Annotated in this window: 28 protein-coding genes and 1 tRNA gene; 18 read left to right on the top strand and 11 right to left on the bottom strand. The window is 58.8% G+C overall.

The annotated features are described in order from the left end of the window. Positions 1 to 4 precede the first annotated feature (4 nt). The 6 genes from bamC to FHW68_RS10075 all read left to right on the top strand — a co-directional run bounded on the left by bamC (position 5) and on the right by FHW68_RS10075 (position 3,803). Positions 5 to 1,120, top strand: coding sequence for an outer membrane protein assembly factor BamC (bamC, locus tag FHW68_RS10100; protein WP_183680237.1), 1,116 nt, complete (start codon positions 5 to 7; stop codon positions 1,118 to 1,120). 4 nt (positions 1,121 to 1,124) lie between these two features. Beyond that, positions 1,125 to 1,883 carry an MBL fold metallo-hydrolase gene (locus tag FHW68_RS10095; protein ID WP_038979338.1) on the top strand — a complete coding sequence of 253 codons (759 nt, stop codon included), beginning with the start codon at positions 1,125 to 1,127 and terminating at the stop codon, positions 1,881 to 1,883. A gap of 28 nt (positions 1,884 to 1,911) precedes the next feature. Next, a complete protein-coding gene (gene purC / locus FHW68_RS10090; protein ID WP_095630959.1) occupies positions 1,912 to 2,625 on the top strand; it encodes a phosphoribosylaminoimidazolesuccinocarboxamide synthase in 714 nt (237 codons plus the stop codon). A gap of 83 nt (positions 2,626 to 2,708) precedes the next feature. After that, positions 2,709 to 2,798, top strand: a tRNA-Ser gene (locus tag FHW68_RS10085). A 331-nt stretch (positions 2,799 to 3,129) separates the two neighbouring features. Continuing rightward, positions 3,130 to 3,321 (top strand): DUF1508 domain-containing protein, encoded by a 192-nt coding sequence (locus FHW68_RS10080; RefSeq protein ID WP_095630958.1) that lies wholly within the window; start codon positions 3,130 to 3,132, stop codon positions 3,319 to 3,321. A 116-nt stretch (positions 3,322 to 3,437) separates the two neighbouring features. After that, positions 3,438 to 3,803 carry a 5-carboxymethyl-2-hydroxymuconate Delta-isomerase gene (locus FHW68_RS10075; protein WP_095630957.1) on the top strand — a complete coding sequence of 122 codons (366 nt, stop codon included), beginning with the start codon at positions 3,438 to 3,440 and terminating at the stop codon, positions 3,801 to 3,803. A gap of 3 nt (positions 3,804 to 3,806) precedes the next feature. Here FHW68_RS10075 and FHW68_RS10070 read toward each other — a convergent pair whose 3' ends face one another. The 3 genes from FHW68_RS10070 to FHW68_RS10060 form a co-directional block, all read right to left on the bottom strand. Continuing rightward, positions 3,807 to 4,742, bottom strand: a complete 936-nt coding sequence (locus FHW68_RS10070) for a LysR family transcriptional regulator (RefSeq protein ID WP_095630956.1) — start codon at positions 4,740 to 4,742, stop codon at positions 3,807 to 3,809. A 179-nt stretch (positions 4,743 to 4,921) separates the two neighbouring features. Further along, a complete protein-coding gene (locus FHW68_RS10065; protein WP_095630955.1) occupies positions 4,922 to 5,842 on the bottom strand; it encodes a DMT family transporter in 921 nt (306 codons plus the stop codon). A gap of 15 nt (positions 5,843 to 5,857) precedes the next feature. After that, positions 5,858 to 7,042, bottom strand: coding sequence for a cyanate transporter (locus FHW68_RS10060; protein WP_183680234.1), 1,185 nt, complete (start codon positions 7,040 to 7,042; stop codon positions 5,858 to 5,860). Positions 7,043 to 7,553: 511 nt separating this feature from the next. On the opposite strand from FHW68_RS10060, the gene FHW68_RS10055 reads away from it, so the two are divergent. The 6 genes from FHW68_RS10055 (at position 7,554) to FHW68_RS10030 (ending at position 14,082) form a co-directional block, all read left to right on the top strand. Beyond that, positions 7,554 to 8,936 (top strand): glutamine synthetase family protein, encoded by a 1,383-nt coding sequence (locus tag FHW68_RS10055; protein WP_095630953.1) that lies wholly within the window; start codon positions 7,554 to 7,556, stop codon positions 8,934 to 8,936. Between the two features lie 160 nt (positions 8,937 to 9,096). Continuing rightward, on the top strand, positions 9,097 to 10,746 hold the full coding sequence (locus FHW68_RS10050) for a phosphoethanolamine transferase (protein WP_183680232.1): 1,650 nt from the start codon (positions 9,097 to 9,099) through the stop codon (positions 10,744 to 10,746). 73 nt (positions 10,747 to 10,819) lie between these two features. Continuing rightward, positions 10,820 to 11,482, top strand: a complete 663-nt coding sequence (locus FHW68_RS10045) for a class I SAM-dependent methyltransferase (RefSeq protein WP_183680230.1) — start codon at positions 10,820 to 10,822, stop codon at positions 11,480 to 11,482. A 123-nt stretch (positions 11,483 to 11,605) separates the two neighbouring features. After that, positions 11,606 to 12,739, top strand: a complete 1,134-nt coding sequence (gene rnd, locus FHW68_RS10040) for a ribonuclease D (RefSeq protein ID WP_095630950.1) — start codon at positions 11,606 to 11,608, stop codon at positions 12,737 to 12,739. Further along, positions 12,736 to 13,029, top strand: coding sequence for a YcgL domain-containing protein (locus tag FHW68_RS10035; RefSeq protein ID WP_007898694.1), 294 nt, complete (start codon positions 12,736 to 12,738; stop codon positions 13,027 to 13,029). The genes rnd and FHW68_RS10035 overlap by 4 nt, the downstream gene beginning before the upstream one ends. Positions 13,030 to 13,149: 120 nt before the next feature. Then, the gene (locus tag FHW68_RS10030) at positions 13,150 to 14,082 is read left to right on the top strand and encodes a D-2-hydroxyacid dehydrogenase (protein ID WP_183680228.1); all 933 of its coding nucleotides are present in this window, start codon (positions 13,150 to 13,152) and stop codon (positions 14,080 to 14,082) included. Between the two features lie 56 nt (positions 14,083 to 14,138). On the opposite strand, the gene FHW68_RS10025 is transcribed toward FHW68_RS10030, so the two are convergent. Next, positions 14,139 to 14,732: a nitroreductase family protein gene (locus FHW68_RS10025; protein ID WP_095630948.1), complete on the bottom strand. Its 594-nt coding sequence runs from the start codon at positions 14,730 to 14,732 to the stop codon at positions 14,139 to 14,141. A 277-nt stretch (positions 14,733 to 15,009) separates the two neighbouring features. On the opposite strand from FHW68_RS10025, the gene FHW68_RS10020 reads away from it, so the two are divergent. After that, positions 15,010 to 15,459 (top strand): YcgN family cysteine cluster protein, encoded by a 450-nt coding sequence (locus FHW68_RS10020; protein ID WP_095630947.1) that lies wholly within the window; start codon positions 15,010 to 15,012, stop codon positions 15,457 to 15,459. A gap of 205 nt (positions 15,460 to 15,664) precedes the next feature. Here FHW68_RS10020 and FHW68_RS10015 read toward each other — a convergent pair whose 3' ends face one another. From FHW68_RS10015 to FHW68_RS10000, 4 genes are all read right to left on the bottom strand, one after another. Beyond that, positions 15,665 to 16,042 (bottom strand): DUF2892 domain-containing protein, encoded by a 378-nt coding sequence (locus FHW68_RS10015; protein ID WP_183680226.1) that lies wholly within the window; start codon positions 16,040 to 16,042, stop codon positions 15,665 to 15,667. An 83-nt stretch (positions 16,043 to 16,125) separates the two neighbouring features. Beyond that, a complete protein-coding gene (locus FHW68_RS10010) occupies positions 16,126 to 16,596 on the bottom strand; it encodes an RNA methyltransferase (protein WP_007942196.1) in 471 nt (156 codons plus the stop codon). Between the two features lie 236 nt (positions 16,597 to 16,832). After that, positions 16,833 to 17,204: a YajD family HNH nuclease gene (locus FHW68_RS10005; protein WP_007898702.1), complete on the bottom strand. Its 372-nt coding sequence runs from the start codon at positions 17,202 to 17,204 to the stop codon at positions 16,833 to 16,835. 222 nt (positions 17,205 to 17,426) lie between these two features. Continuing rightward, a complete protein-coding gene (locus FHW68_RS10000) occupies positions 17,427 to 18,113 on the bottom strand; it encodes a spermidine synthase (protein ID WP_095630944.1) in 687 nt (228 codons plus the stop codon). A 96-nt stretch (positions 18,114 to 18,209) separates the two neighbouring features. Here FHW68_RS10000 and FHW68_RS09995 point away from each other — a divergent pair, with 96 nt between their 5' ends. Next, a complete protein-coding gene (locus tag FHW68_RS09995) occupies positions 18,210 to 18,500 on the top strand; it encodes a hypothetical protein (RefSeq protein ID WP_095630943.1) in 291 nt (96 codons plus the stop codon). A gap of 36 nt (positions 18,501 to 18,536) precedes the next feature. Here the strand turns inward: FHW68_RS09995 and FHW68_RS09990 are convergent, their stop codons facing one another. Both FHW68_RS09990 and FHW68_RS09985 read right to left on the bottom strand, forming a co-directional pair. Further along, a complete protein-coding gene (locus FHW68_RS09990; RefSeq protein ID WP_095630942.1) occupies positions 18,537 to 19,010 on the bottom strand; it encodes a cyclic nucleotide-binding domain-containing protein in 474 nt (157 codons plus the stop codon). Between the two features lie 194 nt (positions 19,011 to 19,204). Beyond that, complete coding sequence (locus FHW68_RS09985; RefSeq protein ID WP_183680224.1) at positions 19,205 to 21,259, bottom strand: S9 family peptidase; 2,055 nt, start codon at positions 21,257 to 21,259, stop codon at positions 19,205 to 19,207. A gap of 268 nt (positions 21,260 to 21,527) precedes the next feature. Between FHW68_RS09985 and FHW68_RS09980 the strand changes: the two genes are divergently transcribed. The 3 genes from FHW68_RS09980 to FHW68_RS09970 are packed head-to-tail and all read left to right on the top strand — an operon-like array spanning position 21,528 to position 23,389. Beyond that, positions 21,528 to 22,025 carry an MFS transporter gene (locus FHW68_RS09980; RefSeq protein WP_095630940.1) on the top strand — a complete coding sequence of 166 codons (498 nt, stop codon included), beginning with the start codon at positions 21,528 to 21,530 and terminating at the stop codon, positions 22,023 to 22,025. A 32-nt stretch (positions 22,026 to 22,057) separates the two neighbouring features. Then, entirely contained in the window at positions 22,058 to 22,834 is a 777-nt protein-coding gene (locus tag FHW68_RS09975) for a class II glutamine amidotransferase (protein WP_095630939.1), read from the top strand. 12 nt (positions 22,835 to 22,846) lie between these two features. Next, on the top strand, positions 22,847 to 23,389 hold the full coding sequence (locus FHW68_RS09970; RefSeq protein WP_183680222.1) for a DUF2937 family protein: 543 nt from the start codon (positions 22,847 to 22,849) through the stop codon (positions 23,387 to 23,389). Between the two features lie 147 nt (positions 23,390 to 23,536). On the opposite strand, the gene FHW68_RS09965 is transcribed toward FHW68_RS09970, so the two are convergent. Further along, on the bottom strand, positions 23,537 to 24,451 hold the full coding sequence (locus tag FHW68_RS09965) for a LysR family transcriptional regulator (RefSeq protein ID WP_183680220.1): 915 nt from the start codon (positions 24,449 to 24,451) through the stop codon (positions 23,537 to 23,539). Positions 24,452 to 24,598: 147 nt separating this feature from the next. On the opposite strand from FHW68_RS09965, the gene FHW68_RS09960 reads away from it, so the two are divergent. Beyond that, the gene (locus FHW68_RS09960; protein ID WP_183680219.1) at positions 24,599 to 25,885 is read left to right on the top strand and encodes an MFS transporter; all 1,287 of its coding nucleotides are present in this window, start codon (positions 24,599 to 24,601) and stop codon (positions 25,883 to 25,885) included. The last annotated feature ends 28 nt before the right edge of the window (positions 25,886 to 25,913 follow it).

Here is a 25,913-nt window from a genome sequence, read left to right as displayed (position 1 = left end):
ACGCATGAAGCGATTGGCCGGACTTTCCGCACTTGCCTTGATTATCTCCAGCACCAGTGGCTGCGGATGGATCTGGGGCCCGGAAGGTTATTTCCGTGACCGTGGTAGCGACTACCTGGAAGCGCAACAGACTGCACCGATGCAACTGCCTCCGGACGTCAGCACCGCCAAGCGTCTGGATCCGCTGTTGCCGATCCCGCGCAATGTGCCGGATGACACCGCCAAGGGCGAATACATCGTGCCTCGCCCACAGCCGCTGTCGGCAGCGGCTGATGCCAGCGACTACACCCTGCAGAAGAGCGGCGATTCGCGCTGGGTCATGGCCCAGCATCCACCGGCTGAAGTCTGGCCCGTGGCCGTGCAGTTCTTCCAGGACAACGGTTTCCGTCTGGACGAGCAACGCCCGCAAACCGGCGAGTTCACCACTACCTGGCAACGTTCCGACGAACTGTCCGCAGCCATGGCCAAGCGCCTGAGCGCGGCCGGTGTCGACACCGACAGCGAAACCCGCGTACGGGTGCGTATCGAGCCGGGCGTGCAACGCAACACCAGTGAAGTCTACGTGGTCAGCGCCGAGCGTCCTGCCGGCAGCACTGCCAACGTGGATTTCACCAATCGTTCGGTCAATACCGGCCTGGACGCCGCATTGGTCGATGACATGCTCGCGAGCATGAGCCGCACCTCGGAGAAGGGCGGTTCGGTCTCCATGCTGGCTTCCCGTGATTTCGATACGCCAAGCCGTGTCAGCCTGACCGAGGACGGCAGCGGCAACCCGGTGCTCAACGTCGGTTCCGATCTGGATCGTGCCTGGTCGAGTGTCGGTCGTGCGCTGGAACAGGGCGAATGGCGCGTTGAAGACATCAACCGCAGCCTGGGCCTGTACTACATCAACCTCGCCGAAAAAGCCGAGAAAAAGGACGAGAAGCCAGGGTTCTTCAGCGGTCTGTTCGGCAGCAAGCCGGACAAGGAAGAAGTTGAAGCCCGCGCCGAGCGTTATCAGGTTCGACTGAGCAAGGTTGGCGAGAACGTCCAGGTCACTGTCGAGAAAAACATCAACACCGTGGCGCCAGCAGACGTGGCGCGCAAAGTGTTGAGCGTGATTCAGGACAACCTGGGCTGATCACATGCGTTTTGCCGTTCTCGGCAGCGGTAGCCAAGGGAACGGCACGCTGATAGCCAGCGACGACACGTATGTACTGGTGGATTGTGGTTTCTCCCTGCGGGAAACCGAAAAACGCCTGCTGCGACTGGGGGTGAACCCGTCGCAGTTGAGCGCGATACTCGTGACCCACGAACATGCCGATCACGTGCATGGCGTGGGTTTGCTGTCTCGGCGTTACAATCTGCCTGTCTACCTCAGTCGCGGGACCCTGCGCGGGATGCGCAAACCGATTGAACCCGCAGGCTTTCTGGCTGGCGGCGAGCAATTGCAGATCGGTAACCTGAGCATCGGCGTCATTGCCGTGGCCCATGATGCACAGGAACCGACGCAGTATGTCTTCAGTGATGGTCAGCGGCGTTTCGGCCTGTTGACCGACCTGGGTTCGTATTGCAATACAGTGCTGGACGGCTACCGGGACCTCGATGCATTGATGATCGAGTCCAATCATTGCCGTGACATGCTGGCTCGCGGTCACTATCCGTACTTTCTCAAGCAGCGGGTGGGCGGTGAATTGGGACATTTGAACAACCATCAGGCGGCATTCCTGGTGGCCGAGTTGGGCTGGCAAGGCCTGCAACACCTGGTCCTGGCCCATCTGAGCAGCAAGAACAACCTGCCGCAGCTGGCCCGGCAATGTTTTGTCGACACCCTCGGGTGCGACCCGGACTGGCTGCAACTGGCCGATCAAGATTCAGGGCTCGACTGGCGACATATCGCCTAGCCCACCTACTTAGCAAGCGGAGCCCATCATGGAAAAACGTGAAGAACTCTACCGCGGCAAAGCCAAATCGGTTTACAAGACCGATGACGCTGACCGCTTGATCCTGCTGTTTCGCAACGACACTTCGGCGTTCGACGGCAAGCGCATCGAGCAGCTCGACCGCAAAGGCATGGTGAACAACAAGTTCAACGCCTTCATCATGCAGAAACTCGAAGCAGCCGGCGTACCGACTCAATTCGACAAACTGCTGGGCGACAACGAATGCCTGGTGAAAAAACTCGACATGATCCCGGTCGAGTGCGTCGTGCGTAACTACGCCGCCGGCAGCCTGGTCAAGCGTCTGGGCGTCGAAGAAGGCATGAAGCTCAACCCTTATACTTTCGAACTGTTCCTGAAGGACGACGCCAAGGGCGACCCGTTCATCAACGAATCCCATGTCGTGGCATTCGGTTGGGGCACAGCCGAGCAACTGGTTCGCATGAAAGAACTGTCGCTCAAGGTCAACGAAGTGCTGAGCAAACTGTTCGACGACGCCGGCCTGCTGCTGGTCGACTTCAAACTCGAATTCGGTGTTTTCTCCGACGGCACCATCGTTCTGGGCGACGAGTTCAGCCCGGACGGCTGCCGCCTGTGGGACAAGGCCACTGGCAAGAAAATGGACAAGGACCGCTTCCGTCAGGGCCTCGGTGACGTCATCGAAGCCTACGAAGAAGTCGCCAATCGTCTGGGCGTACCGCTTTAATCGACGCAAGCATCTGATAGCACGGAAAAATTTCGCTTAGGGGGTTCGCTTCCGGCAAAAGTGTTGTTATGATGCGCGCCGTTGGAGAGATGCCAGAGTGGCCGAATGGGACGGATTCGAAATCCGTTGTACCTTCACCGGTACCTAGGGTTCGAATCCCTATCTCTCCGCCATTACATAGAAAAGCCCCGTAGCTGAATAAGCTACGGGGCTTTTTCGTTTGTGTGGATTTTTCGGCCGGCCACTTTCACTGCATGTGCCTCAGGTTTTCAGCGTCAGTAAATCAGCTCAACTGCGTAAGAAAAATATGACTGTTCCCGAGAAAAGTACCTCCACTGGGTCTCTTTAATTACCACCTCCTGTATTTGTTGATTGTCTCGTGAATCAAGAGGTTATCTTCGAAATATCCCCTCACATTGAAAGACACTGCCGCAAAAATTCCTCATCTACTCTGGTTTTGCAGGTCACTGACCTGTCGTAATCAGCAGTCGCAAGGAGCGATCAATGTATTTTGAGATTTACAGGCAAACCCGTGGCACCGCACAAACCGGCAAGGGGCAATGGCGCTGGCGTTTACGGGCGGGGAATCATGAAACGATTGCCAGTGGAGAGGCTTACGTCAACAAGTCTGATTGCGTGCATGCCATCAGTTTGATCAAAGGGACTCATGATCAGACACCGGTCAGGGAAATATAGGTTTCGGGCGGTGAAGCTGCTCACTCAGAGCAGCTTCTTTTTTTTGAACGCTCGTATAAGTGTTTCGGGTTTTCAGGATAGGATCATTTTTCCTATCAATCTTCAGGAGCCCCGTTATGCCTCACTTGCACATGGAATACACCGCCAACTTGCCCGAATTGAATGCCGATGTGGCGTTGATGCGACTCAACAACGCGTTGGTCGCTTCCGGCCTGTTTGGCGCTGAGTTCGATATCAAGGCGCGTGCCGTGAAGGTCGAGACTTTCAGGGTGGGCACTGCACTGGGCGAGCGGGGTTTCGTGCATGTGAAACTGGCGCTGTTGAGCGGTCGTTCGCCGGAGACCAAAAAGCAGTTATCTGCAAGCCTGCTGGCCGTGGTGCAGGATGTGTGTGAGTGGCCGGCAGAAGTTGAGGTCCAACTGTGTGTTGAAATCCTCGACATCGATCGAGAGTCTTACACCAAGACCGCCATCAGCCGCTGAGCTTCAGGCCATTTCCTGCTCGGCGCAGGCTTTGATCACTTGCTCGCGTAGCCAGGTGTTGGCGCTGTCCTGATCGACGCTTTGACTCCACTGCATGTCCAGGGTGAAGCCCGGCAAGCCGTTCGGTGCTTCGCAGTGATTGAAGATCGCTTCGTTGGCCAGCAATTGCTGAATGCGTCGGGGCAGGGTCAGGATGAAATCGGTGCCGGTGATCATCTTCAGCGCCGCGCTGTAGCTGTTGGAGCGCGCGACTATTTGTCGTTTGTGGGCCTGTTGAGCAAGCCAACCGTCGACCATATTCGTAGTAGATGTCCATGGCGTCGGGAACACGTGCCGGCGTTGAGTGAACGCTTGCAGGCTCAAGCGCGGCTCCAGTGGCGTGGCCCGTTTGTCGAAGACGCAGACCAGGTCATCCTCCAGCAGCCTCTTGCAGTTGAAATCGGTATGGCTGCGATGAAAATTCGGGCCGAAACAGACCACCAGGTCGAGGCTACCGTCACGCAGTTCGTCGGCCGGAATGTCTGTTTCGAACTTGTGCATGTTGACCATCACTGGCAGGTTGGCGAAATCGAAGCTCTTCAACAGACGCGGCAGGATTAACTGCTCGAAGTATTCCGGCGCGCAGATATTGAAAGTGACCGCTTGCAAGGTCGGGTCGAAGGTCGGTGCTCCGGCATGACACAGGTTGATGTTTTCAAGAATTTTCAGCACGTAGGTATACATGGTGCTGGCTTTGTAGGTGGGTCGCATCCCCGTGCGGGTATTGATGAACAACTCGTCTTCGAAACTGATGCGCAGTTTTTTCAGGCAATAACTCACGGTGGACTGGCTGACGCAGAGCGCTTCCGACACGCCGGTGACGCTGCTTTGCTCATACACGGCGACAAACACCATGAGGTCCTGCATGTCGAGTTTTCTAAGCAAGTTACTGTTCAGCATCCGTTCTGTCTCACTGTGCTCCTTGCGCTGACTGTGCGCAAAGGTGTGCGAATGATCCTAGCGGAACGATGGTGCCAAGAGAATGCCTTGTAGGATTTTTCATGAGTTGTGGGACAGAAAATGTACGAATACGACTTTTGAATTCAATCGCTTGATGGCTGGCCAGAGGTTTATAAGGCTTATAAGGCTGATGGCTGCGCGGGAATCGCCTGGCGACTGGATGTTAGCAGCGCCAACATGCCGATGCCCACCAGTAATGCGCCGATGATTTCCAGGGCGAGCGGCGACTCACGTAGCCAGAACCAGTGGAACAGCGTGATGAATAGAGTGCTCAGGTAAATGTAGGAAATGACCGCGGAAGGGGCGATGACGCCAATGGCTCGATGCAATAGCCAGAAGGTCGCCAGCGTGGCGAACAGTGCCAGGTACAACAACCACCAAAGATCGCTCGCAGTCAGCAACGACGCCGATCGCCAGCCGCCGCTGAGCCCACAGATTGCCAATAGAAACAGCGCGCCGAACAGCATGTTCCAGAAAGTCATGCCCACCGGTCCGCGCCCCTTGAGGGTATTGGTCTTGAGCCGTTGACTCAGGGGTGAGTAGAGCGCCATTGCCAAACAACCGATCCCATACACCGACACCGCATACAGCGACGGCAACTCGTCGGGGCCGGCGCCTTTCAACACCAGCAGCACGGCACCGGCTGCGGCAGTCAGCATGGGCAATACGCGTTGTTTCAGGTTGCTGTCGGGTATCAGGAAGGCTTCGAACAGAAGCGTCGATAACGGCACCACAGCAAACATCGTCCCAGTGGTGACCGTCGAGGTGTAGCGCAATGCTTCGAACAATGAACCGAAATACAGCGCCAGCAACATGCCGAGCAGCGCATGGCTGAGCAGCCCCTGGATGTTCATGGCGGTATCACCCTTTACCAGCAGCAGGGGCAAAAATACCAGGGCGCAAAACAGCAAGCGCAAACCGGTCAGCAGAATCGGATCGATGGCTTGGCTGACCTGGGCTGCGGCGGAAAACGAGACGGCAATCAACAATGCCCAGAGCAGCATGCCGACGTGGGCCGCAGCAAAACCTGTGGGTTTCATGATGAGGGTCTCGGGTCAGTGAATGTGCTTGGCGTAATGCCGCGGATCGAAGCGCAGGGCCATCAAAATCATCAATGCCATGACGCCGGTCAGTGACCACCAGGCCCATTCGAAACTGCCCAACTGATCGCGAATTATCCCGGCCATCAGCGGCGAGAGGCCAGCAATCAGGTAACCGATGCCTTGTACGAAGGCAGTCAATCCGCCGGCGCGCTGGGGGTTGTCCAAATGATCCAATGACACAATCAGGCTCATCGGGAACAGCCCGCCGATGCCCAGTCCGAGCAGGCAAGGCCAAAGCAGACTCAGGTGTTGCGGGCTTAGAATCAACCCGCAAAAACCGGCCATGATCAATATCAGCAAGACCACCAGCACCAGTCTGCGGTCGCGGCTGCGATTGGCGATGGCGGGAACCAGTAGCCCTGACAACACTTCCATGGCGGTTAAAAAGCCCAGCAACAAACCGGCCTGTTGTTCGCTCCAGCCTTTTTCCACGTAATACGGCGCCAGCCACGCCAGCACACAGGTGTAGGACGCGGTGCCGAGGCCGAAGAAGAATGCGAGTAACCAGGCGCGAGAATGGGTGAAAAAGGATTCCTTGCCTGATGATCTGGTATCCAGTGTCGGCATTCTCGAGCGTTGGACACACCAGCACGATAACGCCACCAGCGCCAGCGCCGCCCAGATCGCCAAACCCACTCGCCAACTTGCAGTGCGAGTCATCACCAGCGGCGCAAACGACGCCGCGATTGCCGCGCCACCCATGATTGAGGTGACGTAGAGGCCCATGCACACGGAAACGTTGTCGCTGAAACGGGACTTGATCAGCGCGGGCATCAACGCCTGAATCAACGCAATGCCGATGCCGGCCACCACCGCGCTCAAGATCAATTGCGCCGCAGAATCGAGGAACAGCCGCGACACCGTGGCCAGGCCGATGATCAGCAGCGACAGTACCACGGTGCGTTGCTCGCCCAAGCGCTGACTGACACCGATACCGAAGAACATCGCCAGCCCCATGGCCATGACTGGCAGCATTGTCAGGAGCGAGGCCAGGCTGAAACTCAGCGCAATATCACCGCGAATGGCTGATAGCAAAGGACCGACAGCGGCCATGGATGGACGCAGGTTCAGGGCGACAAGCATGATACTGAACATCAGCCAGAAGGCAGGGCGGGAGGTTGTGCGAACGTTTTCCATAATCGGACCTTCAAAAATCAGGAGCCGATTAGGCGCGCGAGCCCCGGAGGCCGCAAATCAGAAAGTCTGGAGCGGTATTTAAAAATTAAATAGCGGTATCGCTACCTCCAGAATTCCTGTGGGAACGGGCTTGATAGCGGTAGACCGGTCAACAACTTGGCTGAATGTAAATCCGTCATCTCGGGCAAGCCCATTCCCATAGCGATAGAGGGCGTTTGGGAAATTGATTGTTTAGTCTGTCCACACCCAAGGTTCTTCAAATCCCGATTTAACGAGTTAACCGCCCGTGTGACGCTGCTGCTCATCTGTTTACTGCGGTCTTCTCTATGGACGGTTGTCCGGTCGCACTCCCTTCCGAACTGGCCTTTTGGGCACTGTGGCACTGCCGCCACGCGCGCCCGCCAGATTCCTGCCTGTCTCGCTGATTGTTCTGACAGGTCCCGCGCCGTGTGCCGGGATCAAACTGGCGGCGCGCTGTGCGTTTGCCTGACGCGGATAGACGAGAATTCCCATGAGCTGTGCCACGACATCCTTCGCCACGAAAGAAGAAGCGCTGACCTTCCTGGAACACAATCCGGACATCGAGATGTTCGAGCTGTTCATCCTCGACAACAACGGTGTGCCACGGGGAAAGTTGCTGCATCGCGATGAACTGCTGGCGGTGTACGAAAGCGGGCGGCCGCTGCCAAGTACCATTCTGGGCCTGACCATCAATGGCGATGACGTGGAAAACTCCGGTCTGGTCTGGGACGTCGGTGATATCGATTGCCGCGCCTACCCGATCAGCGGCAGTCTACAGCGCATGCCGTGGCGATTGATTCCCACGGCGGCGGTGCAGGTCAGCATGCATCCAAAAGAGGGCATGCCCGCGACCATCGCCGACCCACGGCACCTGCTGGCCAAGGTCATCGAAGGCTTGCAGGCCGACGGCTATTACCCGGTGATGGCGGCGGAGCTGGAGTTCTATTTGCTGGATCAACAGCGCGACAGCAACGGTCGGCCGCAGCCGGCGCGGGATGTTGATGGCGGGCGCCCACGCTCCACGCAGGTTTATGGCTTGCGTGAGCTTGAGCAGATCGAGCCATTTCTGGCCGACCTCTACAGCGCGTGCAAGCTTCAGGGCATTGCGGCGCGCACGGCGATTTCCGAATACGCGCCGGGGCAGGTGGAAATCACCCTTGAACACCGCACCGATGCTTTGCAGGCGATGGACGAAGCGGTGCGCTACAAACGACTGGTCAAGGGCGTGGCCCACAAGCATGGAATGACCGCCTGTTTCATGGCCAAGCCTTTCGATGATCTGGCCGGCACCGGCATGCACATGCATGTCAGCCTGGCAGACAAGGATGGCAAGAACCTGTTCGCCAGCGAAGCCCCGGACGGCACGCCACTGCTCAAACAAGCGGTCGGCGGAATGCTCAGCACATTGCTCGATTCATTGCTGCTGTTCTGTCCGAACGCCAACTCATACCGTCGTTTCCAGACCAACAGCTACGCACCACTGGCGGCCACCTGGGGCGTGGACAATCGCACCGTGAGTTTGCGAGTGCCCGGCGGGCCGGCATTCTCCCGGCATATCGAGCACCGCCTCTGTGGTGCCGACGCCAACCCGTACCTGGCGGCGGCGGCGATTCTGGCCGGGATTCATCGCGGCATCCGCGAGCAGCTTGATCCTGGAGCACCCGTGGAAGGCAACGGGTACGCCCAGGCTACGGCATTGTTGCCCACCGACTGGTTGACCACGTTGCGCGCGCTGGAGGCATCGAACTGGGCGCGGGAGGCATTCGGCAGTGAGTTTCTTGGTGTGTACCTGGCGGTGAAACGTGCCGAGTACCGGCAGTTCATGGGCGAAGTCGGCGAGCAGGACTGGCGTTGGTATCTGCATCAGGCGTGAAGTGAGTCTTTTGAACGTTTGAGTCTCCTGGCATGCGCCAACTAATCGTTGGCTTCTTTTTCACGAAAAATTGAGAGTGGGCTGCTTAAGATTTGTGTTGTCGCGGCAATGAGTTTTTCACATTTGCCGCGGACACTTCTTTCAGGAACAGCCGACCATCATGTTGAAGTTAAAAGCCGTACGCCCCGAGTGGGTGACGTTGATTGTCAGTGTCTTTTTATTGGCTGGGTTCAATTCGGAACTCTGGGGTCACCTGTTCGTTATCACCGGGGCAAAGGGTCAAGGCATCGCCTTGGGTATTGCATTCGGGGTAATGATCCTGGCGGTCTTCAACATAGTGCTGACCTGGCTGGCGTTTCGACTGGTAATGAAACCCGTGTTGACCCTGATCTTTTTGGTCAGTGCCGGGGTTGCCTATTTCATGAGCCAATACGGTGTATTGATCGACGCCGGTATGTTTCGTAACTTCGCAGAAACCAATGCCACAGAAGTGCGTGACTTAGTGTCCGTCAAGTTGTGTGTTTATATTGTCGCGCTCGGAATATTACCGTCCTGGCTATTGTGGAAAATCCCCGTCAACTATCGTCGCTGGCACCGCGAGTTATTAAGTAAAGTGCTGGTGAGTACCGCATCGGTTGCAGTGATCGGCGGTGTTGCCCTGGTCAACTATCAAGGCTTGTCGTCGTTGTTTCGCAATCACCATGAATTGCGCCTGATGGTGGTACCCAGCAACTACATCGGGGCCTCGCTCGGTTATCTGCGCGAGCAAGTCGTTTCTGCCCGGCAACCCTTTGTCAAACTCGGTGAAGATGCCCGGAAAAACCCGGTCTGGCAGACCCACGGCCGTAAATCCCTGACGGTCCTGGTGGTGGGCGAAAGTGCCCGGGCCGAGAACTTTGGCATCCTGGGTTACGACCGCGACACCACCCCCCAACTGGATAAGGAAGCCGGCCTGATCGCCTTCACCGATGTGCATTCTTGCGGCACGGAAACCGCCGTATCGGTGCCCTGCATGTTTTCCAACATGGGCCGCAAGGATTACAACGCCAGCAAGGCAAAGAATGAGGAAGGGCTGCTGGACGTGCTCAAGCACGCCGGTCTGGAGGTGATCTGGCGGGATAATCAGTCAGGCTGTAAAGGCACTTGCGATCGGGTTACCGTCGATGACGTGAGTAACCTGAAAGACCCGGTGCTGTGCGCCTATAGCGAGTGCCGCGACGAAATTCTCCTGCAAGGTTTGCAGCACTTCATCGACACCCTGGATAAAGACACGGTGCTGGTACTGCACCAGATGGGCAGTCATGGCCCGGAATATTTCAAGCGCTACCCGAAAGAGTACGAGCACTTTACGCCGGTGTGTGAAAGCAATGCGCTGAACAATTGCAGCCGCGAAAGTATCGTCAATGGCTACGACAACACATTGGTGTACACCGACCATGTGCTGTCGACCTTGATCGACCTATTGCGCAGTAATCAGGACAAAGTCGATACCGCCATGCTCTATCTGTCGGACCATGGCGAATCCCTGGGCGAATACAATCTGTTCCTTCATGGCACGCCTTACATGCTGGCGCCGGAGCAACAGAAGCATGTAGCGATGCTGGCGTGGTTCTCCGACAGTTATCAAAAATCGTTCTCGGTCGACACGCATTGCCTGCAGTTGAGCCGCGAAAAGCCCTTGAGCCAGGACAACCTGTTCCATTCGATGCTTGGCTTGCTGGAGGTCAACAGCAAGGTTTACGACCCGGGGCTGGACCTGTTTGTCGGCTGCCGTGGTGCAGTCATTGACGGAGTGCTGGCCAAAAAATGAGTCCGTCGACCTTTTTTTCACGCGCCAGTCAGTAACCTGCCCTCAGTCGATACTCCAACCAGAGCCCTTGCACATGTCCGCGCAGCCCCCATCCGCCATCGAACTGGAGTTCGCCCGGCGCTACGATCAGGAACATGCCCGCGTCTGCCTTCAGTCGCGACCGCGTGGGCTGGCGGGGCGCCTGTCGTTCTGGCGCGACGAGCAACTGGTGCGTAATGCGCTTCAGGTCGCTGGCGAACCGGGATTGATTCTTGATGTTGCCTGCGGTGTCGGGCGCTTCTGGTCGATACTGGCCGAGCATGCGAATCGGGTGATTCTTGCAACCGATCCGTCGCAGGACATGCTCGATCATGCCCGTACCCACCATTCGCAGCACCTGCTGGAACGGGTCAAGACCTTTCAGAGTTCAGCCTTCACCATCGGTTTGTCGGCGAACGCGGTAGATTGCATTTTTTGCATGCAATTGTTTCAACATATCGCCAGTCCTGAACATCGGTCAGCCATGCTGGGTGAGTTCCATCGGGTCAGTCGCGATACAGTAATTGTGGCGGCGCGAGTCGATGCGCATTTCACGCTGCGCCGATCGACTGCGCAAGGTGCCTATGTCCAGCCGCAGGCGAGCAAGGCCGAACTCGAGGCCGAGTTCAGGCAGGCGGGTTTCCGCTTGCTCAGCCATCAGGACTTCCTGCCGGGTTGCGCGCGGATGCGGGTCTACGTGCTGCGTAAGACCAGCTAGTTTCCTTCTGTCAGACAATTCTTGCGATCCAGCAGGTATTTTCGCTAAAGCTCTTGTGCAGTGGATGCGCGGAAATCCCCGGGGGCGATATATACTGCGCGCCATTCTTCAAGGGAGAGCCGTGTGGCCATCGATATTCACTGGATTCGCGACAACGATAGCCTCGGTCAGTTTTGCGCCGAGTGGCAGCAGCTGCCATTCGTTGCCCTCGACACCGAATTCATGCGGGTCGACACCTTTTACCCGATCGCAGGCTTGCTGCAGATTGGCGATGGCGTACGCGCTTACCTGATTGACCCGCTGACCATCGACAACTGGCAGCCGCTGGCCGCGTTGCTGGAAAACCCGGCCGTGGTCAAAGTCCTGCATGCGTGCAGCGAAGATCTCGAAGTGCTGCTGCGTCTGACCGGTAGCCTGCCAACGCCGTTGTTCGACACCCAACTGGCCGCCGCTTACTTGAACCTGGGTTTTTCCATGGGTTACTCGCGGCTGGTGCAGGAAGTGCTCGGCATCGATCTGCCCAAGGGCGAAACCCGTTCCGACTGGCTGCAACGTCCACTGTCCGACACCCAGATCAGCTACGCCGCCGAAGATGCCTTGCATCTGGCAGAAGTTTTCGTGCAACTGCGTCCGAAGCTTTCTGAGGACAAATACGCCTGGGTCCTGGAAGACGGTGCCGAGCTGGTGGCCAATCTGCGTCGCGAGGTCGACCCGTATGAGGTCTATCGCGACGCCAAACTGGCCTGGAAGCTGTCCCGCGCCCAACTCGCCGTATTGCGTGAGCTCTGTGCTTGGCGCGAGCGCGAAGCCCGCGCCCGTGATCTGCCGCGCAACCGCATCATCCGTGAACATTCCCTGTGGCCGTTGGCGCGCACGCAACCGGACAACCTCGGGGCGCTGGCGAAAATCGAAGACATGCACCCGCGTACCGTGCGTCAGGACGGCGAATTTCTGCTTGATCTGATCAAGCGCTCTGGCAGTGTGTCGCCTGATCAATGGCCGCCAGCAGTGCCGGAGCCGTTGCCGGTAGATGCCGCTACGCTGGTCAAACAGCTGCGCGCCATCGGCCAGGCCGAAGCCGAGCGACTGAACATCGCTCCTGAACTGATGCTGCGCAAGAAAACCCTGGAAGCGCTGCTCAAAAGCGGCTTCCCCAATGGTCCTTACCAATTGCCTGATTCGCTGCGTGGCTGGCGCCGCGAATTGATGGGCCAGGCGCTGCTCGACAGCCTGGCCACCGCCGGAGAACAGCCTTGAAACGTATTTGTTCCATCTATCGAAGCCTGAAGAAAAACGAGATGTACCTCTATGTGCTTAAAAGCGATGCACTGGAGCGCGTTCCGGAAAGTCTGATGGCGGCTTTCGGCAAACCGCATCACGCTTTCGATCTGGTGCTGACGCCTGAGCGCAAGCTGTCGCGCGAAGACATCACCGTAGTGCTGGAAAACCTCGAGAAGCAGGGCTATCACCTGCAAATGCCGCCAGCCGAAGACGAATACATCGAGCATTTGCCGGAAGAATTGCTGCGACGCAACGACCCGATGTAATCGGCAGACAGGCTCTGTTCAGAGCCTTTATGAAACACTGGAATGATTTTGGCGAAGGCCAGGGCGATGGAGTGATGCTCCGTCGGCGGCCGTCTGCACTGTTTTTGAAAGGTTTGAACCATGCGCGTTCTGATTGCTGAACACGACCACCCTGTGTATGCCCAACTGTTGCGTCAGGCAGCGCCTGATCTGGAAGTACTGACCAGCGGCGATTCCGCCGAACTGGCCCGTCAGGCCGCCGAGTGCCAGGTCTGGCTCGGCCAGCCGGACCTGCTGGCGACGCTGTTGCGTCAGGGCCACATGCCGGCATGGCTGCAGTCGACTTGGGCCGGCATCACGCCGTTGCTGGCCGACGGCCTGCCACGGCACTATCGCTTGACTCGCGCGGTAGGGATTTTCGGTCAGGTCATGGCCGAATACGTACTGACTTACATGCTCGGCCATGAGCGCGAAGTACTGCCGCGGCTGGTCAGCCAGGTCGAGCGAAAGTGGGACAGTCGCCAGGGCCAAAGCCTGGCTGGTCGCAAGGTGTTGATCGTCGGCACCGGTGATATCGGCCAGACCGTGGCGCAGTTCCTTGTGCCCTTTGGCGTCAAGTTGTACGGCATCGCCAGCGAAGCCCGCGAGCAGGCGCCGTTTGTCGAAGTCGGCGCGCTGAGCGACTTGCCGCGACTGGTCGGCGAAGTGGATTACGTGATCAATCTGCTGCCGAACACCCCGAGCACTCATGACCTGTACGACGCCGCACTGTTCAAGCAGTTCAAGCCGACCGGGTTGTTCATCAACGTCGGGCGCGGCGTGGCGGTGGTCGATGCGGATCTGGTGCAAGCCTTGAAGGAAGGGCATCTGGCCGGGGCCGTGATTGACGTCTGCCGTCAGGAACCACTGCCACAGCGCCATCCGTTCTGGACCGCGTGGGGCCTGCTGCTGACCGGCCACAGTTCGGCACCGACTTCGCCACCCATGATGGTGAAGCTGTTCGTCGAAAACTTGCGGGCGTATCAGGCGGGCGAAGCGTTGCGTGGGGAAGTGGATTTCAATCGCGGGTATTGAATTCACCCAGCTGATCGTTCCCACGCTTCGCGTGGGAACGATCGAGTCCGGCGCGTTTAGAGGGTGAAATCACCCTCGGCCGCCAACTCGCTCAACGGGCGACGCGGGCTCGGTTCTTCGCGTGCTTGCAGGTACTCGGCCAGTGTTGCCTTGTCGCCCAGCTTGCCGATCGCCACCGCCGCGTGCAGCGCATAGCCTTCTGGAATATTCAGCTCCTTGCGGGTCAGCTCCTGATCGAAACCGGCCATGCCATGGGTGTGCCAGCCACTGATGCTTGCTTGCAGCGCCAGGTGGCCCCAGGCCGAGCCCGTGTCGAAGGTGTGCCATAGCGCCGGTGTTTCTTCGGTGGCGCCAGGTATCGCAAAAGTGGTTTTCGAGATCACGATCACCAGCGCCGAGGCGTGCTGCGCCCAGCTGCGGTTGAACTCGTTCAGCAGGCCCAGATAGCGCTCCCAATTCGGCGTATCGCGGCGCGCATAGAGAAACCGCCAAGGCTGCGAGTTGTATGCCGATGGTGCCCAGCGAGCCGCTTCGAAAAAGCTCAGCAGGGTCTCGACGGGAATGGTTTCGCCGGTGAAGGCACGGGGCGACCAGCGATCGGTGAACTGAGGGTGAATGGCGTAGTCGGCAACGCGTGGATTAGCACTCATCAAGAGATTCCTTTACGTTTGAAAGTGAGGGGCGTCTGAGACCTGCGGGCGCAGTTGAACTGAGCGATGCGGTTTTTCGAGAGCCTGGGTAGTTCACCTGAATGCAACGCGATTGAGCGTTAATGGCATTTGAGCATGGCTCCTTGCGACGGCAAAGCTACTTGGCGACGCTGTAACTGACAAGTTCCGTTGTACCGATAGTCGCCAATGCTTGGCCCGCCGATGCCTTGGCACTAGACTGGCGGCCTTTTCACTACCTGATGTTGATGCTTGAGCCATGGCCGCCAAAGTCGAACCGTTCTGGATACGCAAAACCCTCGATCAACTCGATCAAGAGGAATGGGAATCGCTGTGCGATGGCTGTGGCCTGTGCTGCTTGCAAAAACTCGAGGACGAAGACGACAACTCCGTCTATTACACGCGTATCGCCTGCAAATTACTCGATCTCAAAACCTGTCAGTGCACCGATTACCCCAACCGCCGCGACTTTGTGCCCGATTGCATTCAGCTCACGCCGGGCAAGGCCGATGAGTTCAAATGGCTGCCGCCGACCTGCGGTTATCGACTGGTCAGCGAAGGCAAGGATTTGCCGCTCTGGCATCACCTGGTGTGCGGTGATCGCGAGGTGGTGCATAAAGAACGTATTTCCCAATCCGGGCGCATGCTCGCCGAGGGCAGCGTGGCTGAAGAGGATTGGGAAGACCATCTGATTTTTCGCGCGGGTTAAGCGTCGTCGTTTAAACGCCAAGCAGGCCCGTGGTGTCTGGAGCCTGGGCCAGCCTGACCTACGCGTTGCTTCAGTAATACCGCCATCGCGGGCAAGCCCGCTCCCACAGAGAACTGCGGTGTACACAACATGTGTGCTCACCGCCAATCCCTGTGGGAGCGGGCTTGCCCGCGAAGAGGTCCTGAGGCCTATCGCAACGTCCGGATCAAACTCCAGCCTTCGGCGAGTTCAGCGAATCATTACCTGTCACGGTCACGGTGCTGGTCGCCGCTTCGGCATTGGCTTTCATACGGCTCAGCTCATCCCCGGCGCGTTCGATTCGCGTGCGGGCGTTTTCCATGTCCTGACGGTTTTTTTCCAACAGTCTTTTCGCCGAGCAATGCCCGGTGATTCCCCGGGCGAGGGCCATGCCGCCAATGGCTATTTCAATCAATCCGAACACGCCGCCGCGTCGCAGACCTTTGCTTAGCATGACCACACCACCCGCCAGGGAGCCGGCACGTTCCCAACCATGAACGTTTTGTTCGGAACGGCTCTGGAAGGGGGTGGTTTCGATACGTTCTACAGGATTGAACTCGCGCATGATCAGTCTCCAGGCAGGGAAGGGTTGCAGATATTTAGCTGACTGCCTGGGCGAGCGGCTTGTTCCATTGAATATGCGGCAATTCAGCGGAATTTTGGCCCTGAGCGGGTGTTGTTGCCCTTGGCCATGCGGTCGTACAGCACAACGTTGACGGTGGCTGCCAGGTTCATGCAACCGGTGGTCGGGATGTAGACCACGTCTTCGCACCAGTCGCGGATTTCCTTGTCCAGCGAGCCGTCTTCGGGGCCGAAGATGTAGAGGGCGCGATCCGGGTGCGTGTATTCCGGCAGCGAGCGGGCACCGTCGACCAGTTCGACCGCGACCGGCACACAGCCAAGCGGGAGGATTTTCTTCAGGTCGTCGATGCCGATCAGCGGAATGTCGTAATGGACTTTCTTGGTGTCGGTGACGAAATCGGCAGCGCGTTCATAGCGTTTGCCAGTGTAAAACACCGACGCCACGCCATAGCAACCGGCGGCGCGCATGACCGAACCGACGTTCTCCGGTGATTTGGGGTTGTACAAACCAATGCAGCTGTACCGTTTGTCTGCCACGAGCGGGGTGCCTTCGGGGAAAAAACGGCGATTATACGGGGATTGGGGGAGGGGTGTTCAGTGATCGTTCCCACGCTCTGCGTGGGCATGCCGCCAGGGACGCTCCGCGTTCCGCTTCCGAATGTGACGCAGAGCGTCACGGGATGCATTCCCACGCAGAGCGTGGGAACGATCAACAGAGGATCCCTGTGGGAGCGAGCCTGCTCGCGATGAGGCCAGTCAGGACACTGAAGATTTCAGTCTTCTTTCTTCATCAACCCCGCCAACGCCGCAAACGGGTTGTGCGTCGCCTTGGCAATCTTCGGCGTGCTCAGCGAGCCTTCGTCGAAATACTGCTGATCGGTATACCGCGAGTGTTCGTTGTCGTGGCAATACAGGCACAACAGTTCCCAGTTCGAACCATCCTGAGGGTTGTTGTCGTGATTGTGGTCGCGATGGTGCACGGTCAGTTCGCTCAGACGCTTGCCGGAGAACTCCCGGGCGCAGCGACCGCACACATGCGGGTACATCTTCAGGGCTTTGTCGCGGTAACCCATTTCCTTGTCGCGCTGGTTGTCGGCGAGGATGCGGTCCAGCTTCGATGTGTTGGTTGGGGTGGACGAACTCATGGGTTCACCTTTGTAAAAGACTAATGACGGTTATGACGTGAGTGTAGGGCCTGTCATCACTTATTTACTAGGCCGCGCCGGGTCTGCTGTGACGCAAGGCAAGGCGCGAGGAGCGTGGTTTGGTTATTCCAAACGAGCTCCGAGCAACGCAGCCCTGCGCCACAGCAGACCGGCCCTTCAGGCGCAATGCGGCCTAGTAAATAAGTGATGACAGGCCCACGCTCAGCCCTTGAGTTTCTCGGCAATCCAGATGGTGTGGCGGGTGCCCTTGTTGCCGTGGGCGAAAACTTGCACTTCCTCGGCCTTGAAGCCGGCCTTTTTCAGCTTGTCGGAAAACTGCCGGTCGGCGCTGGCCGACCACACCGCCAGCACGCCTTTTGGCCGCAGGGCCTTGGCACACGCGCTCAAGCCGCCGGCGGAGTAGAGCCAGCTGTTGGCTTTCTGGGTCAGGCCTTCGGGGCCGTTGTCGACGTCGAGCATGATCGCATCGAAGCCTTGCGGCTCGGCTTGCAGCACTTTGGCCACATCTTCCATACGGATCACCGTACGCGGGTCAAGCAGCGGGTTGCCGGCTTTTTCGCCCAGTGGCCCGCGATTCCACTCCACCACGCCGGGCACCAGTTCGGCGACCACCACTTCCGCCGTTTTGCCCAAATGCTTGAGCGCCGAGGCGAGGGTGAAGCCCATGCCCAGGCCACCGATCAACACGCGCGAATTCGACCGGCCGGCAACCTTGCGGCAGGGGATTTCGGCCAGGGCATCTTCGGAGCCGTGCATGCGGGTGTTCATCAACTGCCCGCCGTCACCGCCCTGGATCTTGATGACGAAATCCTCGCCGTATTCGAACAGGCACAGGGCGCCGCCGTTTTCAGGGATGGGGGTGGTGTCGAGCAGAACGAAACGTTTCATGGGGCGCTCTTGAGGAGAAATTGACAGATGGAGGAAGGCAAACCCGTGCAGTAGGGAGTAGCCTGCAAAAAGACCACAAGGCCAACGGAGCCATTGATGAAGCGCACCATTCTAGCGGTCATTGCCCTGGCCGCGCTCTCGATAACTGCAGTGCCGGCCCAGGAGCTGCAGACCATCCCCACCAGCCCCGCGCCGATGCCCGGTTCACCTGGCACCGCCACTCCGACGCCGTATCCGCAGATCACCCCGACCAGTGTGCCCAAGGCCGGTTCAGGCAGTGGCGGGCCACCGCTGTTGCCGCCGATCGAAATGCCCAATCCACCCAAGGACCAGACCTTGCCGGGCCTTGAGCCGAACACGACAAAAATCAAACCGCCGGGCGGGTAGTATCGATTTCACCAATACGGTGGGTGGCACAGGCCACTAAAGCTGCTGCGAGAGCAGTTGCCCATCAGCCATGCGCAAGCGTTTGGAAAGGGAAACGGCGAGGGCGCGGATGATCTTGGCGGCGATTTTGGGTGCGTCGTTGAGCATCTTTTCCAGGGAATCCTTGCCCAGGTTGAGCAACTGGCAATTGCTCGCGGCCACGCAACTGGCCGAGCGTCGTTCGCCGTCGAGCACGGCCATTTCGCCGAACGCCCGACCGCTGCGCAAGGTGGCCATGGTCACTCGTTGTCCGTCGCTGTTGGTTTTCTGCACCGCAACCTGGCCGGTGTGGATGATGCACATGAAACTGCCGGCATCGCCCTCATGGAAAATCTCTTCGCCTTCGGCAATGGTGCTGATGCTGAAGTAACCCGAAGCCGCGACGAAGTCTGCGGGCAACAGTTGATCGAACAGGCCGCAGTCCATCAGCCAGTCGCGAATTTCGTTGTTCAGTAAGGTCGGTTCTGACATGTCGTCACGGTCTTTTTCTTGTGTCTGTGTCTGTTCCGGGCGCGATCCCTTGCAGGAGCGAGGCTTGCCCGCGAAGGCATTATCACAGCCGACATTGATGTTGAATGTCAGGGCCTCTTCGCGGGCAAGCCTCGCTCCTGCAAGGGATCGCGCCCGGTGTCTGGAGTTAAGACCGGCGCACCGGGCCAAGTTCCTCAGGCGATGCCCAAAACCTTGAAAACGAATGCGTATTCGAGGGCTACGTCACGTAATCCTTGATAACGACCGCTCATGCCGCCATGCCCGGCGCCCAGTTCGGTCTTGAGCAGCAGGGGATTGTTGTCCGTTTTGGTCGCACGCAGTTTCGCCACCCACTTGGCCGCTTCCCAGTACTGCACGCGACTGTCGTTGTAGCCGGCGATCACCAGCGTTGCCGGATAGGCTTGCGCGGTGACGTTTTCGTACGGGGCGTAGGCCTTGATCCGCTCATAAACGTCCGGCTCTTGCGGGTTGCCCCACTCGTCGTATTCCGTGACGGTCAGCGGTAGCTCCGGGTCGAGCATGGTGTTGAGCACGTCGACGAACGGCACTTCGGCAATCGCCGCAGCGAACAGCTCCGGCCGTTGATTGAGTACCGCGCCGATCAACAAACCACCGGCGCTGCCACCACTGATCGCCAGCTTCGATGGGGTGGTGAAACCGTTGGCGATCAGGTGTTCGGCGCACGCGATGAAATCGCTGAACGTGTTGTGTTTGTGTTCCTGCTTGCCGGCGCGGTACCAGGCTTCGCCCAGTTCACCGCCACCGCGTACATGGGCGATGGCAAACGCCATGCCGCGATCCAGCAAGCTCAGGCGGGCGTGGGAGAACCACGGGTCGAGGCTTTCGCCATAGGCGCCGTAGCCATACAGATAAAGCGGCGTCGGCTGACCCAGAAATTCGCGTTTGACCACAAGGCTGATCGGCACTTGCGTACCGTCCGGTGCCGTCGCCCACAGCCGCTGGCTGACGTACGCGTCGGCGTCGAACGGGCCGAGCACCGGGGTTTCCTTGAGGACTTTCTGCTCGCCGGTGGTCAGAATCAGTTGGCGGATCTGCGCCGGACGGTTCAAGGCTTCGTAGCGCAGACGAATCCGGTCGCTGACAAATTCCAGGCTGTTCTGCACATGCAGGCTGTAGGCCGCATCCGGCAATTGCACGCGATAGGGCACCAAGTCCCGTGGGCGGACTTCGATGATCGGCAGGCCACCTTCGCGCAGGGTCAGGGTCATGGCCTCGGCGTTCAGGCTCATGCCTTCGAGCATCACTGTGTCGCTGTGGGGAATCAGGTTCTGCCAGTCGGCTTGGGTCGGCGCGACGCCAGTATCGGCGGCCTGGTAGAGGGCGAAGTTGATGCCGTCGCGGTTGGTGCGGATCAGCCACGTCCACTCGCCATCGAGTTTGCCGTGGTCGACATCGTACTCATGATCTTCGACCCTCGGCGCCAGGCAGGTAAAGGCCTGATGCGGCAGCGAGGCGTCGAGTACCCAGACTTCGCTGGTGGTCTTGCTGCCCAGCGACAACAGCAGTTGCCGTTCGGAGCTTGAGCGATAGCAATGCAGGAAGAATCGGCCGTCCGGCTCATGGAACACTTCTTCGGCCGCGGTGCCATCCAGTCGATAGCGCAACAATTTGTGCGGGCGATGGGTGTCGTCGAGTTCGCCGAAGAACAGCGTCAGGCTGTCGTTGGCCCAGGTCATGCTGCCGTCGCAGTTCTGGAACTCCAGCTCGCTGACGCGGCCGCTGGACAATTCCTTCACGAACAGCGTGTAAATCTCTTCGCCGCTGGAGTCGATGCTGTAGGCCAGACGCTGGTGGTCCGGGCTGATGCTGAACGCGCCCAGGGAAAAGAAGCCACCCTTGGCCAGCACATTCGGATCAAGTAGCAGCAGTTCCTGGCTTTCGTCGATCTGCAGGCTGCCATCGGCCGGACGCGGGCAGCGGTAGTGGCGGGCGTATTCGTCGCCAGCGGTGGTACGGGTGTAATACAGGTACGGGCCCCACGGGGAGGGCAGCGACAGATCGGTTTCGAGAATCCGCCCCTTGATCTCTTCGAACAGGGTTTCGCGCAGGCCGGCCTGATCGGCGGTTTGTGCCTCTTGATAGCGGTTTTCAGCTTTCAGGTAATCGAGCACCGCGTCGGTGTCGCGCTCCTGCAGCCAGGCATACGGGTCAGAGCCGTCGGCCTTGTGGGCAATCGGGGCACTGGTGACGTGGGTGGATAAAGGCATGAATGGCTCTCGAACAATGTACGGAATAAGGGCTTCGCAACCTGTGGGAGCGGGCTTATGGTGAGCAGGCTTGTCTGTGGCGAGGGGGCTTGCCCCCGTTGGGCTGCGAAGCGGCCCCAAAAAAGGAACTGCTGCGCAGTCCAACGGGGGCAAACCCCCTCGCCACAAAAGCCCGTTCCCACAGAGTCTGTGTCTTGCCCAACTGGTATTGGGACAAGCCTGACGTGCGAAAAGTCGTTACTATAAGCGTCTCTTTGCCAGCCTTGCCATGGACACCATGACCGAGAACGACTATCTGATCGCTTGGGGCCTTTACGCCTTTGCCGCTTTAGGCTGCCTGTTGGTGTGGATGCGCATCACCCGCTGGATGTGGCGTTGGCTGCGTGAGCCGCTGCGGTTGCTGGTGGCGGTGTTGCTGTTCAGCCCGACCATCATCGATCCGGTGAAAGAAAAGGTCGCACCGGCCATCGCCATTACTGCCCTCGACTTGCTGTTCAAGGTCGGCAATAACGCCTGGCGCGCTGTTTCCGATCTGTTCATGTACGGCATGATTGTCTTCGGTATTTACCTGGTGTTCGTGGCCATCCGTTTTCCCATCGAGCGCGCCTCCAACGCTCGCAAGGAACGGGCGGCTGCCGCCAAAGCAGCCGCGCGGGCCGACGAGCCTGATGACGATCGGCCTTTCGGCGGTGCCGGCGATGATCGTTACGGTCGGCCACCGGTGCCGAGCAACCCTCAGCGTTCGCGAGTCGAACCGCGCCTGTAACCGTGCCCCAGTACTGAATCGAGAGTCCGAGCATGTGTGAGTTATTGGGCATGAGCGCCAATGTCCCGACCGATATCGTGTTCAGCTTCACCGGGCTGATGCAGCGCGGCGGCCGCACCGGGCCACACCGTGACGGCTGGGGCATCGCTTTTTATGAAGGCCGTGGCCTGCGGCTGTTCCAGGACCCGGCGGCGAGCAGCGAGTCGGAAGTGGCGAACCTGGTGCAGCGCTATCCGATCAAAAGCGAAGTAGTGATCGGGCACATCCGCCAGGCCAACGTCGGCAAGGTCTGCCTGTCCAACACTCACCCGTTCGTGCGCGAGTTGTGGGGGCGCAACTGGTGTTTCGCCCACAATGGCCAGTTGGCCGATTTCAACCCGACCGCCAGTTTTTACCGGCCCGTTGGCGATACCGACAGCGAAGCGGCGTTTTGCGATTTGCTCAACCGGGTACGCACCGCGTTCCCCGAGCCGGTAGACATCGAAGCGTTGCTGCCGGACCTGGTCGCCGCTTGCGCCGAATACCGCAGCAAAGGGGTGTTCAATTGCCTGCTCAGCGACGGCGACTGGCTGTTCTGCTACTGCTCGAGCAAATTGGCGCAAATCACCCGCCGTGCACCCTTCGGCCCGGCGCGGTTGAAGGACGTCGATGTGATCGTCGACTTCCAGGCTGAAACCACGCCCAACGACGTGGTCACGGTGATCGCCACCGAACCCTTGACCGAAAACGAAACCTGGACCCGCTACGAACCGGGCCAATGGAGCCTCTGGCGACGCGGTGAATGCGTCAGCCAGGGCAAGACCGAATAAGGATTCTCCCCCATGTTGCTCAGTTATCTACGGCTGGTGTTGTTCGCGGCGGGCCTGTTGATCGGTGTCCAGGTGCCAGGATTCATCAGTGATTATGCCAAGCGGGTCGAGGCGCATCTGATCGAGGCGCAGACCGGTCTGAGCGGTTTTCAGGGCACTGCCAATCAGTTTTTCAAAGGTGATATGCAGGCGCTGGTGGCCCATTACCGTGCCAGCGAAGACCCGATCTTTCGCAGCGATGCCGACAGCCTGAGCACCTTGCTCACCCGTCAACTGGCCCTGGACAAGCAATTCCAGGCCATGCAGGGGCCGTGGTACATACGCGTCCTGCAAGTGGCCCTGGCCGCCGACCCGGCTATTCGCAAGGAAACCTGGAACGGTTACAGCTACCAGATCCTGCTGACACCGGAAGCGATGATCTGGGGCATGAGCGGCGCATTGCTGCTGTCGTTCGGCATTGAATGCCTGTTCCGATTGATCGACTGGGTGGTGCTGGGCGGCAAGCGTTTGCGCCAGAGCCGGCCAATCGAAGACCGGGATGTGCGGGGGCTCTGACTGATCGCTGCCGAGCGGGCCTGATCATTCCCACGCTCTGCGTGGGAATGCCTCAACGGACGCTCTGCGTTCGGCTTTGAATGGGACGCGGAGCGTCTCGGGCTGCATTCCCACGCGGAGCGTGGGAACGATCAACACGGGTAGTGTTCAATCAGCCAGCACGATGTAACTCTCACCCAACTTGCGCGCATAGCGCTCCACGACTTGCTGACACAACGCCACAATCTCCTCGACCCATTCCACGCCCACCCGCCACGACACCACCACCTGCAAATTCGGCGGTCGTTGATCGATGGCCAGCAAGGTCAATTCTCCCCGCGCCAGTTCTTCGGCGACCAACACTGGCGGTAACGCGCCGATGCCAAATCCATCGCGCAGCAACCGAGTAATCGCCGACACCGAATTCACGCAGTTGAGCCGCGGCGCCATGACGCCATTGGCCTGCATCAGGGCAAGCACCGCCTGGTGCGGTTGGGAGTTTTTCGAATAGGTAATGATCCGCTCCCGCGCCAGATCGGCGACACCCGAATAGTCGCGGTTGTAGATGGAATTGCTGGCGACGATCCAGCCCATCGGATGACTGGCCAGTTCCAGGCTGCGCACGCTCTCCTGGCGCAGCAAGTCGGTTTGCAGGATCAAGTCGAGAAAGCCTTTTTGCAGCTGATCGCAGAGGTTGAGCGCGGTATCGGCCACCAGCTCGATTTCCACCAGTGGGTAGTGATCCATCATTTGCGCCACCAAGGGGCTGAGCCAAGTGTGGATAACGGTGTCCATGACACCGATCCGAACCCGCCCGACCTTGCTCGAGCGTGTCTCGATCGAGTGCTTGAGCGCCTGCATCGTGTCCATCATCTGCTCGGCATATTCGAGCACTTTCAAGCCTTCGGGCGTCAGGCTCACGCCGCGAGAATCGCGCAGGAACAGCTTCACCCCCAGCTCACTTTCGAGCACGGCAATGCGGCTGGAAATCGACGCCTGGGTGGTGAAGAGTTTGTCTGCCGTCAGGCGAAAACTCTTGAGTCGGGCGACCCAGACAAAGGTCTCGAGAAACTTCAGGTTCATGGGATCAACTTTTTCTTATGCCTTGGCCGGGTTTTTATTAGTTGGACGCAGCAGGGCCAAGCGTCCAAAAATCGACGCATCCGGTTCCCACGATAGGCGTCGTCGGGGCTCAGAACAATACCAATAATATTTGCACGGAGACTTGCCATGAGTGCGCCCGACACCCTCGATATTCCCAAAGCCACGGCTCGCCCGGGACCTTTCGACTGGTACCGCAACATCAGTCAGCAGGAGCGTCGCACGTTCTGGAGCTGCAAGATCGGCTATGGCCTGGACGGCATGGACACCCAGATGCTCAGTTTCGTGGTCCCGACCCTGATTGCCATGTGGGGCATCACCACCGGCGAGGCCGGGCTGATTCACACCAGCACCCTGATCGCCTCGGCCATCGGTGGTTGGGTGGCGGGAATTCTCTCTGACCGCATCGGCCGGGTGCGCACTTTGCAACTGACCGTTTTATGGTTTGCTTTCTTTACCTTCCTTTGCGGCTTCGCCCAGAATTACGAGCAACTGTTGATCAGCCGTACGTTGATGGGCTTCGGTTTCGGCGGTGAATGGACTGCTGGCGCCGTGTTGATGGGCGAAGTGATTCGCGCCAAGGACCGCGGCAAGGCTGTGGGCATGGTGCAATCGGGCTGGGCGCTGGGTTGGGGACTGACGGCGATTCTGTATGCGCTGCTGTTCTCGGTGCTGGCGCCGGAAGATGCCTGGCGCGCTCTGTTCCTCCTCGGCATCGTACCGGCGATCTTCGTGATTTTCGTCCGTCGCCTGGTCAAGGATCCGGAAATCTACCGCGAAGCCAAGGCTAAACAAGAGCCAAGCAACCCCGCCAAGTTCTATGAAATCTTCGCCCCGGGCATCTTGTTCACTACCATTCGCGCTTCGATCCTGACCACCGGCGCCCTCGGCGGTTACTACGCGATCACTTCCTGGCTGCCGACCTTTCTGAAAAACGAACGGGGCTTGAGCGTACTCGGCACGGGCGGTTATCTGGCCATGGTGATCGTCGGGTCCTACGTCGGGTATGTGATCAGCGCGTATTTGACTGACATCCTCGGTCGTAAAAAGAACTTCATCCTGTTCGCGGTCGGCTCGTTCACCATTGTTCTGCTGTATACCCAATTGCCGGTCAGCAACGGCGTGATGCTCTGGCTGGGTTTCCCGCTAGGCTTCTTTGCTTCGGGGATCTTCAGCGGTATGGGGGCGTTTTTGACCGAGCTGTTTCCGACACGGATTCGTGGTTCTGGCCAGGGTTTTAGCTACAACATCGGTCGGGCATTGGCGGCGTTGTTCCCGTTGTTGATCGGCTTGCTCAGCCAGAAGGTGCCGCTGAGCGTGGGAATCGGCGCCTTTGCGGCGGTGTCCTACGGGATAGTGATTCTGGCGGCCCTGAGCCTGCCGGAAACCCGTGGCAAGCAACTCGACGCTCAATAAGCGAATATCCGGTAACTGATAATCTGAA

It is taken from the genome of Pseudomonas sp. Tn43 (assembly GCF_014192635.1).
In the GTDB taxonomy this organism is placed as follows: Bacteria; Pseudomonadota; Gammaproteobacteria; order Pseudomonadales; family Pseudomonadaceae; genus Aquipseudomonas.
The sequence above is the reverse complement of the archived record's forward strand: the minus strand, read 5'-3'. Positions and strand labels throughout refer to the sequence as shown.

Bases quoted from the DNA above. Each gene is read 5' to 3' on its own strand.
- bamC (WP_183680237.1), top strand. From the start codon at position 5: ATGAAGCGATTGGCCGGACTTTCCGCACTTGCCTTGATTATCTCCAGC.
- FHW68_RS10095 (WP_038979338.1), top strand. From the start codon at position 1,125: ATGCGTTTTGCCGTTCTCGGCAGCGGTAGCCAAGGGAACGGCACGCTG.
- purC (WP_095630959.1), top strand. From the start codon at position 1,912: ATGGAAAAACGTGAAGAACTCTACCGCGGCAAAGCCAAATCGGTTTAC.
- FHW68_RS10080 (WP_095630958.1), top strand. From the start codon at position 3,130: ATGTATTTTGAGATTTACAGGCAAACCCGTGGCACCGCACAAACCGGC.
- FHW68_RS10075 (WP_095630957.1), top strand. From the start codon at position 3,438: ATGCCTCACTTGCACATGGAATACACCGCCAACTTGCCCGAATTGAAT.
- FHW68_RS10070 (WP_095630956.1), bottom strand. From the start codon at position 4,742: ATGCTGAACAGTAACTTGCTTAGAAAACTCGACATGCAGGACCTCATG.
- FHW68_RS10065 (WP_095630955.1), bottom strand. From the start codon at position 5,842: ATGAAACCCACAGGTTTTGCTGCGGCCCACGTCGGCATGCTGCTCTGG.
- FHW68_RS10060 (WP_183680234.1), bottom strand. From the start codon at position 7,042: ATGGAAAACGTTCGCACAACCTCCCGCCCTGCCTTCTGGCTGATGTTC.
- FHW68_RS10055 (WP_095630953.1), top strand. From the start codon at position 7,554: ATGAGCTGTGCCACGACATCCTTCGCCACGAAAGAAGAAGCGCTGACC.
- FHW68_RS10050 (WP_183680232.1), top strand. From the start codon at position 9,097: ATGTTGAAGTTAAAAGCCGTACGCCCCGAGTGGGTGACGTTGATTGTC.
- FHW68_RS10045 (WP_183680230.1), top strand. From the start codon at position 10,820: ATGTCCGCGCAGCCCCCATCCGCCATCGAACTGGAGTTCGCCCGGCGC.
- FHW68_RS10030 (WP_183680228.1), top strand. From the start codon at position 13,150: ATGCGCGTTCTGATTGCTGAACACGACCACCCTGTGTATGCCCAACTG.
- FHW68_RS10025 (WP_095630948.1), bottom strand. From the start codon at position 14,732: ATGAGTGCTAATCCACGCGTTGCCGACTACGCCATTCACCCTCAGTTC.
- FHW68_RS10020 (WP_095630947.1), top strand. From the start codon at position 15,010: ATGGCCGCCAAAGTCGAACCGTTCTGGATACGCAAAACCCTCGATCAA.
- FHW68_RS10015 (WP_183680226.1), bottom strand. From the start codon at position 16,042: ATGCGCGAGTTCAATCCTGTAGAACGTATCGAAACCACCCCCTTCCAG.
- FHW68_RS10005 (WP_007898702.1), bottom strand. From the start codon at position 17,204: ATGAGTTCGTCCACCCCAACCAACACATCGAAGCTGGACCGCATCCTC.
- FHW68_RS10000 (WP_095630944.1), bottom strand. From the start codon at position 18,113: ATGAAACGTTTCGTTCTGCTCGACACCACCCCCATCCCTGAAAACGGC.
- FHW68_RS09995 (WP_095630943.1), top strand. From the start codon at position 18,210: ATGAAGCGCACCATTCTAGCGGTCATTGCCCTGGCCGCGCTCTCGATA.
- FHW68_RS09990 (WP_095630942.1), bottom strand. From the start codon at position 19,010: ATGTCAGAACCGACCTTACTGAACAACGAAATTCGCGACTGGCTGATG.
- FHW68_RS09985 (WP_183680224.1), bottom strand. From the start codon at position 21,259: ATGCCTTTATCCACCCACGTCACCAGTGCCCCGATTGCCCACAAGGCC.
- FHW68_RS09980 (WP_095630940.1), top strand. From the start codon at position 21,528: ATGGACACCATGACCGAGAACGACTATCTGATCGCTTGGGGCCTTTAC.
- FHW68_RS09975 (WP_095630939.1), top strand. From the start codon at position 22,058: ATGTGTGAGTTATTGGGCATGAGCGCCAATGTCCCGACCGATATCGTG.
- FHW68_RS09970 (WP_183680222.1), top strand. From the start codon at position 22,847: ATGTTGCTCAGTTATCTACGGCTGGTGTTGTTCGCGGCGGGCCTGTTG.
- FHW68_RS09965 (WP_183680220.1), bottom strand. From the start codon at position 24,451: ATGAACCTGAAGTTTCTCGAGACCTTTGTCTGGGTCGCCCGACTCAAG.
- FHW68_RS09960 (WP_183680219.1), top strand. From the start codon at position 24,599: ATGAGTGCGCCCGACACCCTCGATATTCCCAAAGCCACGGCTCGCCCG.